15 protein-coding genes are annotated in these 14951 nt (G+C 67.4%); 7 read left to right on the forward strand and 8 right to left on the reverse strand.

The window, feature by feature from the left end:
• The first annotated feature begins 7 nt into the window (after nucleotides 1-7).
• From egtD to ALSL_RS06300, 3 genes are all read left to right on the forward strand, one after another.
• Entirely contained in the window at nucleotides 8-985 is a 978-nt protein-coding gene (gene egtD, locus ALSL_RS06290; protein WP_126537487.1) for an L-histidine N(alpha)-methyltransferase, read from the forward strand.
• A gap of 67 nt (nucleotides 986-1052) precedes the next feature.
• Nucleotides 1053-2102 (forward strand): class I SAM-dependent methyltransferase, encoded by a 1050-nt coding sequence (locus ALSL_RS06295; protein WP_126537489.1) that lies wholly within the window; start codon nucleotides 1053-1055, stop codon nucleotides 2100-2102.
• On the forward strand, nucleotides 2099-2818 hold the full coding sequence (locus ALSL_RS06300) for a pseudouridine synthase (RefSeq protein ID WP_126537491.1): 720 nt from the start codon (nucleotides 2099-2101) through the stop codon (nucleotides 2816-2818). The genes ALSL_RS06295 and ALSL_RS06300 overlap by 4 nt, the downstream gene beginning before the upstream one ends.
• A gap of 79 nt (nucleotides 2819-2897) precedes the next feature.
• On the opposite strand, the gene ALSL_RS06305 is transcribed toward ALSL_RS06300, so the two are convergent.
• The 8 genes from ALSL_RS06305 to ALSL_RS06340 form a co-directional block, all read right to left on the reverse strand.
• Nucleotides 2898-3119: a hypothetical protein gene (locus tag ALSL_RS06305; protein ID WP_126537493.1), complete on the reverse strand. Its 222-nt coding sequence runs from the start codon at nucleotides 3117-3119 to the stop codon at nucleotides 2898-2900.
• Nucleotides 3120-3214: 95 nt separating this feature from the next.
• Nucleotides 3215-3652, reverse strand: coding sequence for a thioredoxin TrxC (gene trxC, locus ALSL_RS06310; protein WP_126537495.1), 438 nt, complete (start codon nucleotides 3650-3652; stop codon nucleotides 3215-3217).
• A 62-nt stretch (nucleotides 3653-3714) separates the two neighbouring features.
• Nucleotides 3715-5592, reverse strand: a complete 1878-nt coding sequence (locus ALSL_RS06315) for a DEAD/DEAH box helicase (protein WP_126537497.1) — start codon at nucleotides 5590-5592, stop codon at nucleotides 3715-3717.
• A gap of 65 nt (nucleotides 5593-5657) precedes the next feature.
• A complete protein-coding gene (locus ALSL_RS06320; protein WP_231700309.1) occupies nucleotides 5658-6536 on the reverse strand; it encodes a peptidylprolyl isomerase in 879 nt (292 codons plus the stop codon).
• A gap of 107 nt (nucleotides 6537-6643) precedes the next feature.
• Nucleotides 6644-8194, reverse strand: coding sequence for a PepSY-associated TM helix domain-containing protein (locus ALSL_RS06325; RefSeq protein ID WP_126537501.1), 1551 nt, complete (start codon nucleotides 8192-8194; stop codon nucleotides 6644-6646).
• 4 nt (nucleotides 8195-8198) lie between these two features.
• On the reverse strand, nucleotides 8199-8456 hold the full coding sequence (locus ALSL_RS06330; protein WP_126537503.1) for a hypothetical protein: 258 nt from the start codon (nucleotides 8454-8456) through the stop codon (nucleotides 8199-8201).
• The gene (locus ALSL_RS06335) at nucleotides 8453-8719 is read right to left on the reverse strand and encodes a hypothetical protein (RefSeq protein WP_126537505.1); all 267 of its coding nucleotides are present in this window, start codon (nucleotides 8717-8719) and stop codon (nucleotides 8453-8455) included. Before ALSL_RS06335 ends, ALSL_RS06330 begins: the two co-directional genes overlap by 4 nt.
• A gap of 3 nt (nucleotides 8720-8722) precedes the next feature.
• Nucleotides 8723-10786 (reverse strand): TonB-dependent siderophore receptor, encoded by a 2064-nt coding sequence (locus ALSL_RS06340; RefSeq protein ID WP_126540075.1) that lies wholly within the window; start codon nucleotides 10784-10786, stop codon nucleotides 8723-8725.
• Between the two features lie 405 nt (nucleotides 10787-11191).
• On the opposite strand from ALSL_RS06340, the gene ALSL_RS06345 reads away from it, so the two are divergent.
• From ALSL_RS06345 to ALSL_RS06365, 4 genes are all read left to right on the forward strand, one after another.
• Entirely contained in the window at nucleotides 11192-12160 is a 969-nt protein-coding gene (locus tag ALSL_RS06345; RefSeq protein WP_126536286.1) for an IS5 family transposase, read from the forward strand.
• Between the two features lie 162 nt (nucleotides 12161-12322).
• Nucleotides 12323-12682 carry a response regulator gene (locus ALSL_RS06350; RefSeq protein WP_161970935.1) on the forward strand — a complete coding sequence of 120 codons (360 nt, stop codon included), beginning with the start codon at nucleotides 12323-12325 and terminating at the stop codon, nucleotides 12680-12682.
• A 90-nt stretch (nucleotides 12683-12772) separates the two neighbouring features.
• Nucleotides 12773-14305 (forward strand): hybrid sensor histidine kinase/response regulator, encoded by a 1533-nt coding sequence (locus ALSL_RS06355; RefSeq protein WP_161970936.1) that lies wholly within the window; start codon nucleotides 12773-12775, stop codon nucleotides 14303-14305.
• 262 nt (nucleotides 14306-14567) lie between these two features.
• Nucleotides 14568-14906 (forward strand): hypothetical protein, encoded by a 339-nt coding sequence (locus ALSL_RS06365; RefSeq protein ID WP_126537511.1) that lies wholly within the window; start codon nucleotides 14568-14570, stop codon nucleotides 14904-14906.
• The last annotated feature ends 45 nt before the right edge of the window (nucleotides 14907-14951 follow it).

Below are 14951 nucleotides of genomic sequence, written 5' to 3' on the forward strand. Positions count from 1 at the left end.
AGACTCCATGAACACAGTACGTCCCGATCAGGACGACGATGGCCAGCCGTCGCGGGCGCAGCTGCTCGCGCTGGTGCAGCGCGGCTTGCGTTCGCGGCCCAAACGACTGCCGTCCTGGCTGTTCTACGACGAGCGCGGTTCCCGGCTGTTCGAGAGGATCTGCGAGCAGCCCGAGTATTACCTCACCCGCTGCGAAATCGCGCTGCTCGAGCGGCACGCCGCCGACATCGCCCGGGCGTTCGGTCCGCAGGTGCGGCTGGTCGAATACGGCAGCGGCAATGCGGTCAAGACGCGCCTGTTGCTCGAGCAGCTGGAGGATCCGGTCTGCTACGTGCCGGTGGAGCTGGCGGCCGACGCCCTGCGCGTAAGCGTGGAGCGCCTCGGCCGGCTTTTCCCGGAGCTGCCCTTGCAGCCGCTGTGCGCCGACTTCACCCGGCCGTTGCGGCTGCCGGTGGCGCCGCGGGCGCCGCGCCGCACGGTGATCTACTTCCCCGGTTCCACCCTGGGCAATTTCGAGAGCCGCGATGCGGTCGCGCTCCTGCGCAAGATGCGCGGCGAGATGGGCGAGGCCGGTGGCGTGCTGGTGGGTGTCGACCTCAAAAAGGATCCCGCGGTCATCGAGGCGGCGTACAACGATGCCGCCGGCGTCACCGCGGACTTCACCCTCAACCTGCTGGTGCGGCTCAATCGCGAGCTCGGCTGCGATTTCGATCTCGACGCTTTCCGTCATCGCGCCCGTTACAACCGTCTGGCCGGACGCGTCGAGACCCACCTCGTCAGCCAGCGCGCGCAGGAAGTGCGTGTGGGCCGCATGCGCATCCGGTTTGCCGCGCAGGAGGCGATGCTGGTCGAGTACAGCGCCAAGTACGCGCCTGCCGAATTCGCCGCGCTGGCCAACCGCGCCGGCCTCACCGTGCGGCACCGGTGGACCGATCCGGACGGCATGTTCGCCGCCTTCTGCCTCGGCCGGGCCAGCGTGGTCTGAAAAAGGCGACGCCGGGCCATCGCGTCCCCTTCGCCTACAATGGCGCGCCGAAAGCTTGCGACCGGCCATGCCCGACACCGACGAAGCCGTCCTCAGCGCCTTGTGGTTGCCGCTGCTCAGCGGTGAGCTGGCGTGGCCGGCCGACGGGCGCGTGCTGTTCCTCAATGCCCGCGCCGGCGCGGTGCTGGGGCGGCTGGCCGGCATCGACCTGCATTGCCAGCAGGACTTCCGGCCCTTCGCCACCGCCCTGGAGCGGATGGGCTTGCGGGTGAACGAGCCGGCGGCGGATGCGCGCCATGCCCTGGTCGTGGTCTGGCCGCCGCGTCAGCGCGAGGCGGCGCGCGCGCTCTTTGCCCGCGCCTGGCGTCATTGCGCCGCCGGCGGCGTGGTGCTCGCTGCGGCACCCAACACGCAAGGCGCCCGCGCCGCCGAGGCCGACCTCGCCCGGCTGGCCGGTCCGTTGCGGCATCTTTCCAAGCACAAATGCCGGGTGTTCTGGAACGCGCCGGGTGCGCGGCCGGATCCGGTGCTGCTGGCCGACTGGCTCGCACTGGACGCGCCGCGGCGCAATCCGGCCGGCTTCGTCAGCCGTCCGGGGCTGTTCGCCTGGGACCGCGTCGACCCGGCCTCGGCCCTGCTCGCCGAAACCCTGCCGCCGACGCTGGCCGGCGAGGTCGCCGATCTCGGTGCCGGCTATGGTTATCTGGCCGTCGAGCTCATCGCGCGTTGCCCGCAGCTTGCCGCGGTCGATCTCTATGAAGCCGATGCACGGGCATTGGAGCCCGCGCGCATCAACGTCGCCGAGGCGATGCAGGCGCATGGGCGCAGCCTTCGCGTCAGCGTGTACTGGCACGACGTCACCGCCGGCTTGCCGCGTACTTACGACGCCATCGTCTGCAATCCGCCGTTCCACCAGGGGCGCGCGGACCTGCCCGCGCTGGGACAGGCTTTCATCCGGGCCGCAGCCGACGCCCTGCGACCGCAGGGTCAGCTGTGGCTGGTGGCCAACCGTCACCTGCCGTACGAGGCGACGCTCGCCGCGCGGTTTGCCGATGTGCGCCTGCTCGCCGAACGCGACGGCTTCAAGGCGTTGTTCGCCCAGGGCGTGCGTGCATGAAGCTGCTGCGTCGGATCGCCAATCTGGGTTATGGCAGCCGCAAGCAAGTGGCGCAGATGTTCCGCGAGGGGCGCATCACCGACCTTGAAGGCCGGGCGCTCTACGCCGACGACGACGTGCCGCACGCGCAGGTGCGCGTGGATGGCGTACCGCTGGATCCGCCGCCCGGCCTGGTGCTGATGATGCACAAGCCACTCGGCGTGACCTGCTCGCGGAAGGATCCGGGGCGCCTGGTCTATGACCTCTTGCCGCCGCGCTATCGGCACCGGCAGCCTGCGCTTTCGACGGTGGGACGGCTGGATCGCGATACCTCCGGGCTGCTGCTCGTCACCGACGATGGTCAGCTGCTGCACCGGATCATCTCGCCGCGTGCGCAGGTGGCCAAGGTCTATGAGGCCGAGCTCGCCCAGGACCTGCGTGGCGACGAGGGCGCGCTGTTCGCCAGCGGCACGCTGCGCCTGGAAGGGGAGACCACGCCGCTCTTGCCCGCTCGGCTCGAAGTGCTGGGGCCGCGCCGCGCGCGCCTGACCCTGACCGAAGGTCGCTACCACCAGGTACGGCGGATGTTTGCCGCCGTCGGCAACCACGTGCTGGCGTTGTATCGGGCGGCCATGGGCCGGCTCACGCTGGATGGATTGCAGCCCGGCGCCTGGCGCGTACTGGCGCCGGGCGAGATCGAGGCGGTGTTCCAGCCGCCGCAGGAAGGGGCCGGCTGAACCGGTTTTTCGCATCGGCGAATGGCCAGCACGGTACGCGCCGGGCGGAGCCTCGCGAGCCACTGCAAAGCCGCGGCCGTCAGCTGTCTTGCGAGGCGTGCCGTCGAGCCATTTCGTCCTCGCGCCGCGAGCGCGCGCCGGCGTGCCAGGAGACCAGCGTCGAAGCTGTGCTGGGCGTGCGCGGGATTTGCGGCGGCGCCCCGATGCCGCGGTACAGTCTCGAAAGGCAGGAAAGCATCCGTGCCACCCGCTGCAGACCGCCGCACTCCGACGCGGTGCGCGCAACAAGAAGCTTGTGCATGATGGTCTCCGAGCCGCCCCTGTGCGGCCCTGGTGACCAATGTAGCAATTTCACCTCGTTTGCACAGCAATTTCACGCGCTGCAGCGCAGCACCATCAGCCACGCAGCGCCTGGTTTATGAATTGACTGAGCTGCGCCGGGCCGAGCGCACCGCTTTGCCGGGCGATCTCCCGGCCGGCTCGCAGCAGTACGAGGGTGGGAATGCTGCGGATGTTGAACCTGCGCGCCAGGTTGGGCTGCGCGTCGGTGTCGACCTTGCCCAGCCGCAGGCGCGGCTCGAAGTCGCGGGCGGCCTGGACGAACACCGGGGCGAAGCCGCGGCAGGGGCCGCACCAGCTGGCCCAGAAGTCGATCAGCACCGGCAGGTCGCCGCGGGCGGCCACGGCGTCGAAGTTGGCCTCGGTGAGTTCCACCGGCTGGCCTTCGAAGAGGCGACGCTTGCAGCGGCCGCAGACAGGCCCTTCGGCGAGGCGTTCTTCGGGGACGCGGTTGAGCGTGCCGCAATGCGGGCAGGGAACGGTCAGGCTGGCCATGGCTTTGCTCCATCGGAAGGAACCACCGGCCATATGGCGGCGCGGTTTCCCGGCACAAGTCCTCAATCGGCCTGGCCGCCCCGGCGCAGCTGCGCCTGCACGCTGTTGATGGCAAGGCGGATGCGCCGGCTGAAGATCGAATCGTCGTGGTGGATCAAGAGCAGCGACTCGGTGGCGCGAGTCATCGCCACGTAGAGCAGCCGGGCCTCCTCGGCTTCGTCGTGGCCCTCCTTGGGCAGCGAGCCCAGGCCCGGGATGGCGACGAAGGGAAACTCCAGTCCCTTGCTCGAATGCATGGTGGTGAGCTTGACCGCCTCGGTCACCGCATACAGCGTGCGCTTGCCCTCGCCCTCGGCCAGCCGGCTGGGTATGCCGGCGCGTCGCAGCGCCTCGTGCAGTTTCTCGCCCTCCCAGCGATTGCGGAAGATGACCGCCATCTCCGACCAGGCACGGCCGTGGGCGTGCTCGTCGCGCAGCCTGGCGATGAGCAAGTCGAGCTGGGCGGCGGCGGTGTCGGTGCGCACCAGTTCCGGCAGCGGGCCGCGCCGGCCGGCGCTTTCCGGCGCGATCAGCGGCACGCCATCGTCGTCTTCCTCGCGCGCGGCGAGCAGATCCTCGGCGAAACCGCGCGCGACGGCGAGGATCTCCAGCGTGTTGCGGTAGTTGAGCCTGAGGATGGTGGTGCGCCCCTGCGCCTGGATGCCGAGGCTTTTCCAGCTGATCTTGCGCCGGTCGGCGCGGCCGTAGATGTTCTGCGCATCGTCGTAGAGCACCAGCAGCGCGTTGGTGGACGGATCGACCATCTGCACGATCAGCCGGTACCAGTCCGGCTCGAAGTCGTGGCCCTCGTCGATCAGCACGGCGCCGTACTGGAAGCGCGGAATCTGCCCGCGCTCGACTGCGGCCATGATCGCCGGCGGCAGCGCGTCGATGAACTCGCGGCCACTGCCGGCGGGTAACGGCACGTGATAGGCCGTCAGCATCTGCCGGCACCAGCGGTGGAAGTTGTAGACCTGCACCTTGTCGGCCAGGCCGCGCTCGCCGATCAACTGTTCCAGCCGCGCGGCCAGGGTCTTGTTGTAGCAGAGCACCAGGATCGGCTTGGCCAGCGTGCGGGCAAGCTCCAACGCGCGAAAGCCCAGGATCATGGTCTTGCCCGAGCCGGCCACGCCGTGGATGACGCGGTGCTCGCCGCCGAGCGAGCGGGCCAGCTGTTCCTGCTGGGCGTCCATCACCTTGATGAGCTGGGGGATTTCCAGTGCGTCGCGCGCCTCCGGCTTGCCGAACAGGCCGAACTGGCCGTCGCCCGGTTCGATGCGCAGCTCCGGGAACAGGTGCCAGCGCACGCGGTCGATCTGCGGCAGCGTCAAGGCGACCGGAAAGACCTGCGGGAACATCGCCCACAGCCGTTCCTGAAAAACCTCGGCATCCACCGATTCGAACATTTCGTCCTGGCAGATCACCTGGTGCGCCGCGAGCACCTCGCCGAGGCCGCCGGCCTCGAACTGCTCGCGGCGGATATTGGCGAGTACGACGCCGAAGCCCCACGGCATCACCAGCTGCCCGGCGTGGCGATGGCCCGGCGGATGGCGCAGCGCCGGGTCGCGCTCCAGCATCATCTTGATTTCCACCGCATAGGCGCGCGCCTGCAGCAGCGGATTGTTCACCGTGGTCAGGCCGCGCTCGGCGATCAGCGTGAACTGGGTCTTGTCGGCGCGGCGGATGGTATCGGCCTTCCAGTCCTTCACCTCGAGCACCAGCAGACCGCGGCGCGGATGCAGCACGATGAAATCCGGGTGCAGCTGGCGCGGGCCGACCGGCACGTCGTACCAGAGCAGGTAGTCGTCCTCGAGTTTCTGCTCGAGCCGTTCGGACAGGCGCTTCTCGCCGCCGGTCATGCGCGGCAGGCAGCTGTTGCGGCTGGGAATGAGCTTGGCCATCGGCTGGCGATCCTGGCGGTGCGGGCCGGCCGCGCAGGACTGCGCTGCGGCCGATCGGACGCATGCTACGGCCTGGCCGTGCGGCTCGGAATGGCGATGGCGCAGAGATCGACCTTGCCGGCCGGCACGCGGTAGAACGCATCGCGCCGGTTGCGCCTGGCTTCCACCAGTGCCGCAAAGGTCGCGCTGTCGGTGCGCAGCACCTCGACGTGCGCGCGTTCGCTTTCCGGCAAGTCGGCGGCCAGGCGCAGGGAACGGATCGGCACGCGCTGCTCGGGTCGGGTGTAGAAGCCCATCGGCGCCGGTCCGCGCGGCAGGCCCGAGAGCAGCTCCATGCCCTCGATCACCCGGCCGACCACGGCGAGATTGCGATCCAGTCCGCGCGGCGCCTGGCCGATCACCGCATACAGCGCGCTGCCGTTGCCGCTTTGCGGGTCGATGTCGCGGGCGACGCCGACCATGCCGTAGCAGTGCGCGAGCCAGGTCTGGCCGCTCGCCGGATCGTGCGCGGCCGGGAAGCCCTGGTCGAAGCCCACCTGCGGCGCGTACACGTCGCCATCGGGCAGCGGCGTCCACGGCCGCTGCGGGTCGATCGCGCGGGTGAACTCGGGCGGCAGGCTCGCCTTCGCGCTGCCGAGCGGCTTCAGGTGGCGCGTGTCGACCGGATCGGCGTCGGTGGCCGGATCGTCCCACTGGGTGACGAAGTTGTCCTGCACGCGGTTGATCGAGAGGCCGTCGAAATAGTGCTCGTGCGCCAGCGTACGCAGGTTGGCCGCATGCAGCGGCGCGTAGTCGGGCGCCAGTTCGATCAATACGCGGCCGCCCGGCAGCTCCATCTGCAGGAGATTGCGCGGATCGGGCCGCCGCCATTCATCCGGCCTCGAGGCGGCGAGCAGTTCGCTCGGCGTGGGCGTATGCGCCGGTTCGGTGGCGAAGCTCGGCATCGATGCGCCAAGGGCGAGGCAGGCAAGCAACAGGCGGCGTGAGGGCATGGGGCAGGCGATTGCGCGAAGGTGTGTTCACCATAACGCGGTCGGTCGCCTTCATGCGTTCACACCGGGTGCGACCAGAGGCCGGGACTGTCGTCACGGCGAGCACGGCGGTGCACGGCGACCGCGAGCGCGGCAAAGGCCGCGGCGAGCAGGAGGTTCACGCCATCCACCGCCAGCGCCGTGCGTGCAGCCTCGCGCCACGGCCCATGCCAGGCCGGGAGAGTGTGCGACGCGTCGCCCAGCGCAGTCAGTACATGGACCAGGGCGCACATGGCCAGCAGTTCCACGGCGGCGTACGGCACGGGACGCCATAGGGTATGCAGGCAGGCGAACGCGAGACCTGCGTAGAAGGCTGCGCGTGGCATCGCCGCAGATGCTGCATCGAACCGTGCGGACCAGGCCGTCGCCGCCGCGGCCAGGGCGATGCCGAGGCAGCACCCCAGGCAGACGCCGAGCGTGGCTCGCGTCATCAGCAGGACCTTGCGCGGTTGTTCCGCCTGCCGCCGCTTGCGGCGTGACTCGATCCACAGCAGGTTGCCGGAATAGAACAGAAAGGCGCCGGCCAGGGCGAGCAGAAAATACATGGCCTGCACCACCCGTCCGCCATAGGTGCCAAAGTGCAGGGCATAGAGCGCCGAGGTGACGGCGCTGTTGGCGTCATGGGCGCGACCGGCCCGCACGGCGAGTACCCGACCACTAGCGCCCTCCAGGGCCACCTGGCCGTAGCTTGCCAGGGTGCGCGCGGACACCCCGCGTATCTCGACGATCGCCGCGCGGTCGCCGTAATGGATGAAATGCAGATAGTCGGGGTGCAGTCCGACGACGCCCTGCGTCTCGGCCGCTACGCGCGCTTTTTCGAGGAGGGTGTCGACGGGCAGCATCGCTGCGGGCACGCCGCTTGCTGCCCGTGCCGGTGCCAAGGCCGTGGCCTGGGCATAGGCGCCGAACAGCCGTCCGTCGAAGGCCAGCCCATTCAAGGCGGCAAGGACGAGCGCGAACAGGCACAAGGTGGCGCCGGTGAGGGCAAATACCATGTGGAAGGGCAGGCTGAGCACGCCGATCACGTTGTGCGCATCCTGCCAGAGCTGTTTGAGATTGCGCCCGGGACGCAGCGCGAACAGATGTCGCGTCAGTTGCGGCAGATGGATCAGCAAGCCCGAGATCAGCGCCAGTCCGTACAGCGCACTGACCAGTCCCATCAGGTACTGGCCGCCGGCGCCGAGTCCCAAGGTGTAATGCAGCGAAAACAGAAAATCGCCCAGGCTGCCGGATGGCGGATGGGTTGAGGGATGGTCGATCGTCTCCAGCGTTGCGTAGCGTGCATGGCCTTCGACGCGCCAGTAGGCATAGGGCGGCAGTGCCGGCGGCAGTACGATGCCGAAATCGTCCAGCTCCGGGTGGGTCTCGTGCAGCTTGCGTACCAGCATGTCGGTCGATGCCGGTCCACTGGCAGTCGTGCGCCACGGCGGGTTTTGCCAGTGCGCAATGTCCTCGCGAAAGACGGTGAATGCGCCGGCATAGAAGGCGATGAACAGCGCGAATCCGGCCAGGAGGCCGGTCCAGGAGTGCAGCCAGAGAAACGTCTGCCGCGTGCGATTCGACAGCCGCATACCCTCAACCTCCAAGATGACGCAGGCCGGTCAGCACGGCGAAGACGAGGACATTCGCCGCGCCCAGTGCCAGCCATGCTTTCAGCCCGCGCGCAAACATCAGACTGACGCAGAGGATCGTCCACCACAGCGGAAAGAACAGCCACAGCATGGGCAGCAGCCAGGCCTGACCGTGGCCGGGCAGCAGCCCGAGTGCGAGCGCCAGCAGCCCGCCGGCAAGTGGAAAGCCCAGCACGATGCCGGCCAGAAGACGCGTACTCATCGGTTGGCGCCGCCACGCAGCCACCAGGCGAGGTAAGGCAACGCCACCCAGACGGTCATGCAGAGCGCCATCACGGCGGCGAGCGCGGCACCGGAGCCGAGCGCCGGACGCCACAACCAAAACGCGAACGCCAGCAGGACTATGCCTGCTGCACGTAGCCAGCGCGGTGCGGGATGCTTGCGCAGGCGCTGCTGCGGGCTGGCGAGGTAGTGACAGCTCGCGCCGGCCACACCGGTGACGAGGGCAGCCAGAGTGATCGGCATCGTTCAGAACCGGTACGTCAGGTCGAGTCGGTAGCTGCGCGGCGCCGCGTAGAAACTTTGCGTCTCGTACAGGCTGACCAGGTATTTGCGATCGGTGACGTTGTCGATGTTGAGCGTGGCATTCCAGCCCGGCGCGAAATCGTAGCCGGCCATCAGGTCGAGCACGAGATAACTGCCCTGGCGACTGAAGATCTCCTGCCCATCCGCCGTCTGCGCCGCCTGGTCGCGCCGGATGTCGTCCTGCCAGCGCAACGCGGTGCCGAACTTGAGCCCCGTGGCCGGCAGGCGCCAGGTGCTGAGCAGACGCAGGGTGCGGCGCGGCACGTAGGTGCGCACGTTGTGGCCGTCCGGATCGACGATGCCGAGCTGGGTGTAGCCGCCGCTGAGCCGCCAGTCGTCGCTCAGCTGACCGCTGATCTCGAACTCATAACCCTTGGCGATGGCGTCGATGCCGCGGTAATAGTCCTGATTGGTCGCCAGGCTGTGGCCAGCATAGTCGGCGAGATTGTCCTGCCGCGTGCGGAACAATGCGAAGGTCGCGTTCAAGCGATCGTCGTACCACGCGCCCTTGATGCCGGCCTCGAGATTGGCGCCGGTCACCGGATCGAGCACGCGATTATTGACGTCGGTCTGGTTCTGCGGATTGAACAGCTTGGCGTAGCTCGCATACAGCGAATAATGGGGCGCGAAGTCGTAGACCGCACCGATGAAGGGCGTGTCATCGGTGTGGTTGTAGACGTGTGGCACGCCGTAATTGGCGCCATCGGCGCTGACGTGGGTTAGCGCGCTGCCGGTGATCAGCTTGAGCGTGTCGCCCAGGCTCCACCGCACGGTGACGTAGCCGCTCTGCCGTTCATTACGGAAGTGCGCACGGCCGGTGTAACCCTGATCGAAATCCGGGCGCGGGAAATCCCCGGTCCAGTCTTCCAGCGGCGGCAGTGGCAAGCCGATCGAGCCGAAGGCGTAGCGCGACAGTTGCGAGACGTCGCTGCGTGCCCAGTTCGCGCCGACCACCAGTTCGTGGCGTTGACCGCCGAGCTCGAACGGGCCGCTGGCGTAGACGTCGCCGACGTACTGTTTCTCGGCGCTGCCATAGCGCGATGGGTAGCTGTATAGGCCGCGACCGGTTAGGCGGTCGGGTGTGCCATAGACATAGAAGAGGTCGCCTTCCTGGGTGATGCGGCGGTAGTCCAGAGCGCTCTTGAGCGTCCATTCGTGGCCCAGGTCCTGGTTGAATTCGACGAAGCTGCGCACGTCCGAGACATTCCAGTACGACCAGTCGGCGGCGGTGCTGGTCGAACGGTCGTAGTGGGTCGGCGTGCCGTCGGTGTAGTAAAGCGGCAAGGCGCCCCACATGACGCCGCGCGGCTTGCTTTTCTGCCCGGTGATGCCGGCGCTGAGCGTGCTGCCGGGACGCAAATCCGCTTCGACGATGCCATCGATCACCTTGATCCGGCGGTGATAGCGGTCGAGATAGCTGTCGCTTTCCTCATCGGCCGCCACCAGCCGTCCGCGCACGCTGCGCGATGCGTTCAAGGGTCCGGAAAGATCGGCTTGCGCCCGATGGTCGGCCCAGCTGCCGAGCTCGATGCCGACGCTGCCTTGCGCCTCAGCCGTCGGGCGCTTGCGGATGAAATTGACCGTGGCCGACGGATTGCCGGTGAAGGAGAGCAGGCCATTGGCGCCGCGCAGCACTTCGATGCGCTCATACACCGAGGTGTCCAGACTGCCGTTCTGGATGTTGTCGGTGAACGGCATGCCCAGCCCATCGACCAGGAAGTTGCTGATCTCGAAGCCGCGGGCGATGTACTCGGTGCGGTCGGTTTCCACGCGGTCTACCGTCACGCCGGTGGTGCGGTCGAGCACGGCGTTGATGTCATTGAGGGCGAAATCGTCGAGCGTCTGCCGCGAAATCACGCTGACCGACTGCGGCGTTTCCCGGATCGTCAGCGGCAGGCGCGTGGCTCCGGTATCGACGGCCTGCAGGTCGGTCGCCTGACTGGTCACATTGACCGCCGACAAGCGCGTGATGTCTTCGTCCGTGCCGGTCGCCGTGGCTGCGTCCATGGTCCCGGAGGTGGGCGCCTGGACGAGGGATGTCGGCGCGGCGGCCGTTGCGGAATCCGTGCCGGCACGGGCCACAGACAGGGCGCCCAGCCAGGCGAGCACCACGGCAAGACCCACGTGGCGCCGGTGGCTCCTGAGACCGGAAGGAAGCGTGCCGGCATCTGGCCGCGGGTCGATCGAGTACATGTGCGTGGCGCCTCGGAAGGTTAGTAATGAGAATTATTATCGAATCGATAGGCACAAGCAATCCCCGCCGCCCCTCGATGCGGCACCCCATCCGTCATCACGTCCGGACGACTTCGTTTGCGGTGCACTGTCGCCCGGACGTGTCCAGTACTTAAGGAAGGTCTGAACAACTCCGTCACTTTCGGCCACAATCGGCCATTGCTTCAAGGGGCGAGTTCGATGCAGCTTTCGTTTGGTGATGCCGAGGATCTGGTCGGTCGCAAGCGCACACGGCGCGAGGTGTTCCTTGCCGAGATGGATCAGGTCGTGCCGTGGAAGGCGCTGCTGGCGCTGATCGAGCCGCATTATCCGAAGCTGGGCCGGCCCGGCCGGCAGCCTTACCCCTTGGCGACGATGCTTCGGATCCACTTCCTGCAGCAGTGGTATGCCTTGAGTGACCCGGCGATGGAAGAGGCGCTGGTCGATACGCCGGTGATGCGCCGCTTTGCCCGGATTGGTGGCATGGGCGACATCCCGGACGAGACGACGATCTTGAACTTCCGGCGCTTGCTGGAGACGCACGGTCTGGCCGAAAAGATCTTCAAGCAGGTCAATGCGCATCTTCAGCGCAAGGGCCTGAGCCTTCGCTCGGGCACCATCGTGGACGCGACGATTATCAATGCACCGAGTTCGACGAAGAACCGGGAGGGCGAGCGGGATCCTGCGATGCATCAGACGAAGAAGGGCAACCAGTGGTTCTTCGGGATGAAGGCGCACATCGGGGTGGACGATGCCTCCGGGCTGGTGCACCACGTGGAATGCACGGCGGCGAACGTGGCGGACGTGACGCAGGCGCACAAGCTGCTGCACGGCAAGGAGGACGTGGTGTTCGGCGACAGTGGCTACATCGGTGCCGAGAAGCGCGAGGAGATGCAGGACGTGGATGCGGTGTTCCTGATCGCGAAGAAGCCTTCGGTGATCAAGGCGATGAAGCGCAAGCGCGATCAGCGGGAAGCGAGGGCGTTGGAGCGCTTGAAGGCGAGCGTCCGTGCCAAGGTCGAGCATCCGTTCCGTGTGATCAAGCGGCAGTTCGGCTATACGAAGGTGCGCTATCGCGGCATCGCGAAGAACGCGGCACAGGTGCTGACGCTGTTCGCGCTGTCGAACCTGTGGATGTCGCGCCGGCGCTTGATGCCGGCGGCGGGATAAGTGCGTCCGCTGGACGGGGAAAGCCGTCTGGCGGCATGGCAAAAGGTGGAATTCCGAGCGGATTGACGGGATTTCGGCCTTCGAGGCTCGGAAATAACGTGGGTTTGGCGGATTGTTCAGACCTTCCTTAAGAACTAGAGGAGGTCCTCGCGGATGAATGTGGTGCTGATCATCGAGGACGACGCCAATATCGTGGACGCCACCAGCCTGTTGCTCGAGGATGCCGGCTACGAGGTGCTGAGCGCCCGCAATGCCGAGCAGGCCCATGCGCTGGTCGAGCAGCGTCCCGATATCGATGTCGTCTTTACCGATGTCAATTTGCATGGCGCCGTCAACGGCATCGAGCTGGCGCGCCAGCTCAAACAGCGCGGCAGCAGGGCGAGCACCGTGGTGGTTTCCGGCGACCTCGGCTGGGCCGATACGCAGCTCGATGCCGATATGCGTTTCCTGGCCAAGCCCTATGGGCGGCAAACCCTGCTGGCGGCCGTGGCCGAAGCATGCGCGAGAAAATCCCAGGTGTGACATGAGCGGGGGATGGTGATGGCTGAAACGACGAGCTGCGGCTGCGACATTTGTCATGGCGCGCCCACGCAGAACGAAACGACCACGCTCGTGAACGAACGTTACCGGCTGCTGGTGCAGTCCGTGGTGGACTACGCCATCTACATGCTCGACCCGGAAGGCTACGTCAGCAGCTGGAACAGCGGCGCGCAGCAGATCAAGGGCTACAGTGCCACCGAGGTCCTCGGCCGGCACTATTCCATGTTTTTTTCCGTGGAGGACCGCGCCGCCGGCCTGCCGGCGACCGTGCTCGAGATCGCTGCGCGCGAAGGCCGCTACAACGGCGAGATGTGGCGTACCCGCCGCGACGGCAGCCGCTTCCGCGCGCTCGTGGCCATCGATGCCATCCGTGACGACGCGGGCAGGCTGGTCGGCTTTGCCAAGATCACGCGCGACATCACCGCGCGCTGGCAGGCCCAGGTGGCGCTGGAGGAAAGCGAGCGGCGTTTCCGGCTGTTCGTCGAGGGCGTGCCGGATTACGCCATTTGCATGCTCGACCCTGAAGGTCGGATACGGCACTGGAACGAGGGTGCGCATCACATCACCGGTTATGCCAGCGAGGAGATTCTCGGCCAGCGTGCCGATCGGCTGTTTGATCGGGACGACGAACCGGCTGCCGTCTCGCCAATGTTCACCCAGGCGGCCATGCACGGTACTTATGAAACCGACCATTGGAGCCGGCGCAAGGATGGCAGCCGGTTTCTCGCGCAAATCGCCCTGCGCGCTCTGCGCGATGCCAACGGGCAATTGCACGGCTACGCGATAATCATCCGCGACGTGACTGCGCAACGCGCCACCGAGGCCGAACTCGAAGCCACCCGCGGGCAGCTCATACATGCGCAGAAGCTCGATGCCCTGGGGCAACTGACCGGCGGCGTCGCGCACGACTTCAACAACATCCTGCAGGCGATCACCGGCAGCCTGGAAGTGGCGCGGCTGCGCCTTGCCGCCGGTGACGTCGATCGCGCCGAGCAGTACGTCGATCACGCCATGCAGTCGATCGAGCGCGCCGCCCATCTGACCCGGCGCCTCCTGGCTTTCGCGCGCCGCCAGCCGTTGATGCCAGCCTGTGTCGCGCTCAACCCGCTGGTGCGTTCGATGCAGGACCTCCTGGTGCGCACCGTCGGCGCACGCATCGAGGTGACGTTCGCGCTCACCGAAACGCCGCTGCATGTTTTCTGCGATCCGAGTCTGCTGGAAACGGCCTTGCTCAACCTCGCCATCAATGGCCGCGACGCCATGCCCGATGGCGGCACCTTGCGCGTCGAGACCCGTGCCGATCGCGACGAGACGGGCGAGGGCGACGGTTATGCCGTGCTGATCGTCGAGGACAATGGCATTGGCATGAGCGAGGAGGTCGCCGCGCACGCCTTCGAGCCTTTTTACACCACCAAGCCGCAGGGGCAGGGCACTGGCCTCGGGCTCTCGATGATCCACAGCTTCATGCTGCAGTCCCAGGGCAGGGTGCAATTGCGTTCGGCGCCCGGCCAAGGAACGCGCGTCGAGCTGTACCTGCCGGTATGCACGCCCGACGCGGCCGCGCCCGCCCGGCTGGCCCATGGGGTTGAACGGACAGATCCATGAGCCGCGACGACCGTCCGTTGGCCATCACGTGCATGGAGGAGCCGGCGCCACCACCGCATCCGGTGCCGCCACCCAGTCCGCCGGCCCCGCCGCCCGCGCAGCCGCCCGTGCCGCAGCCGGCTCGCCCGCCGATGACCGAGCCCGAACCGGAACCGCCGCCGATGGGGGATCCGCGGCCGCCACCGGACTGGCGTCCGCTCGCCGCGGGCACGGGCCGGAAGGCTTGCTAACATCCGCGCTTCCCAACCGTGCGGATCGAGCAATGAAGCGATACTTCGGATTGTTTTCCTGTGCCCTGTTGGCGGCGTGTGCCGGCCGCGGACTGCACGACACCACGCCGAAACTGAGCAGCCATACCGGCAAGAACGTGGCCGCCTACGCCGAATGCGTCCGTGGCCGCTGGGATGGCTTGGGCGTCAAGACCGAGGCCTCGATCAAGGATCAGGAGGCGCGTCTTTTCGCCCGCGACGACAACGGTGCCCGCGAGCTCATCGAACTGAGTGCCGACGGCAGCGGGGCGCAGGTGGTGATGTACGAAACCCAGGACACGGACAAGAAATACGACGCGCGCTATCGCGACGCCGCCATCGCCTGTCTGTGAGCCGCCGCTCGACCAAGGTCGCAAGGATGCCGCACCGCCGTTAGT

Source organism: Aerosticca soli, from assembly GCF_003967035.1.
Lineage (GTDB): Bacteria > Pseudomonadota > Gammaproteobacteria > Xanthomonadales > Rhodanobacteraceae > Aerosticca > Aerosticca soli.

Excerpts from the sequence above, each read along its gene's own strand:
- egtD (WP_126537487.1), top strand. The coding sequence starts at position 8 with ATGAACACAGTACGTCCCGATCAGGACGACGATGGCCAGCCGTCGCGG.
- ALSL_RS06295 (WP_126537489.1), top strand. The coding sequence starts at position 1,053 with ATGCCCGACACCGACGAAGCCGTCCTCAGCGCCTTGTGGTTGCCGCTG.
- ALSL_RS06300 (WP_126537491.1), top strand. The coding sequence starts at position 2,099 with ATGAAGCTGCTGCGTCGGATCGCCAATCTGGGTTATGGCAGCCGCAAG.
- ALSL_RS06305 (WP_126537493.1), bottom strand. The coding sequence starts at position 3,119 with ATGCACAAGCTTCTTGTTGCGCGCACCGCGTCGGAGTGCGGCGGTCTG.
- trxC (WP_126537495.1), bottom strand. The coding sequence starts at position 3,652 with ATGGCCAGCCTGACCGTTCCCTGCCCGCATTGCGGCACGCTCAACCGC.
- ALSL_RS06315 (WP_126537497.1), bottom strand. The coding sequence starts at position 5,592 with ATGGCCAAGCTCATTCCCAGCCGCAACAGCTGCCTGCCGCGCATGACC.
- ALSL_RS06320 (WP_231700309.1), bottom strand. The coding sequence starts at position 6,536 with ATGCCGAGCTTCGCCACCGAACCGGCGCATACGCCCACGCCGAGCGAA.
- ALSL_RS06325 (WP_126537501.1), bottom strand. The coding sequence starts at position 8,194 with ATGCGGCTGTCGAATCGCACGCGGCAGACGTTTCTCTGGCTGCACTCC.
- ALSL_RS06330 (WP_126537503.1), bottom strand. The coding sequence starts at position 8,456 with ATGAGTACGCGTCTTCTGGCCGGCATCGTGCTGGGCTTTCCACTTGCC.
- ALSL_RS06335 (WP_126537505.1), bottom strand. The coding sequence starts at position 8,719 with ATGCCGATCACTCTGGCTGCCCTCGTCACCGGTGTGGCCGGCGCGAGC.
- ALSL_RS06340 (WP_126540075.1), bottom strand. The coding sequence starts at position 10,786 with ATGGACGCAGCCACGGCGACCGGCACGGACGAAGACATCACGCGCTTG.
- ALSL_RS06345 (WP_126536286.1), top strand. The coding sequence starts at position 11,192 with ATGCAGCTTTCGTTTGGTGATGCCGAGGATCTGGTCGGTCGCAAGCGC.
- ALSL_RS06365 (WP_126537511.1), top strand. The coding sequence starts at position 14,568 with ATGAAGCGATACTTCGGATTGTTTTCCTGTGCCCTGTTGGCGGCGTGT.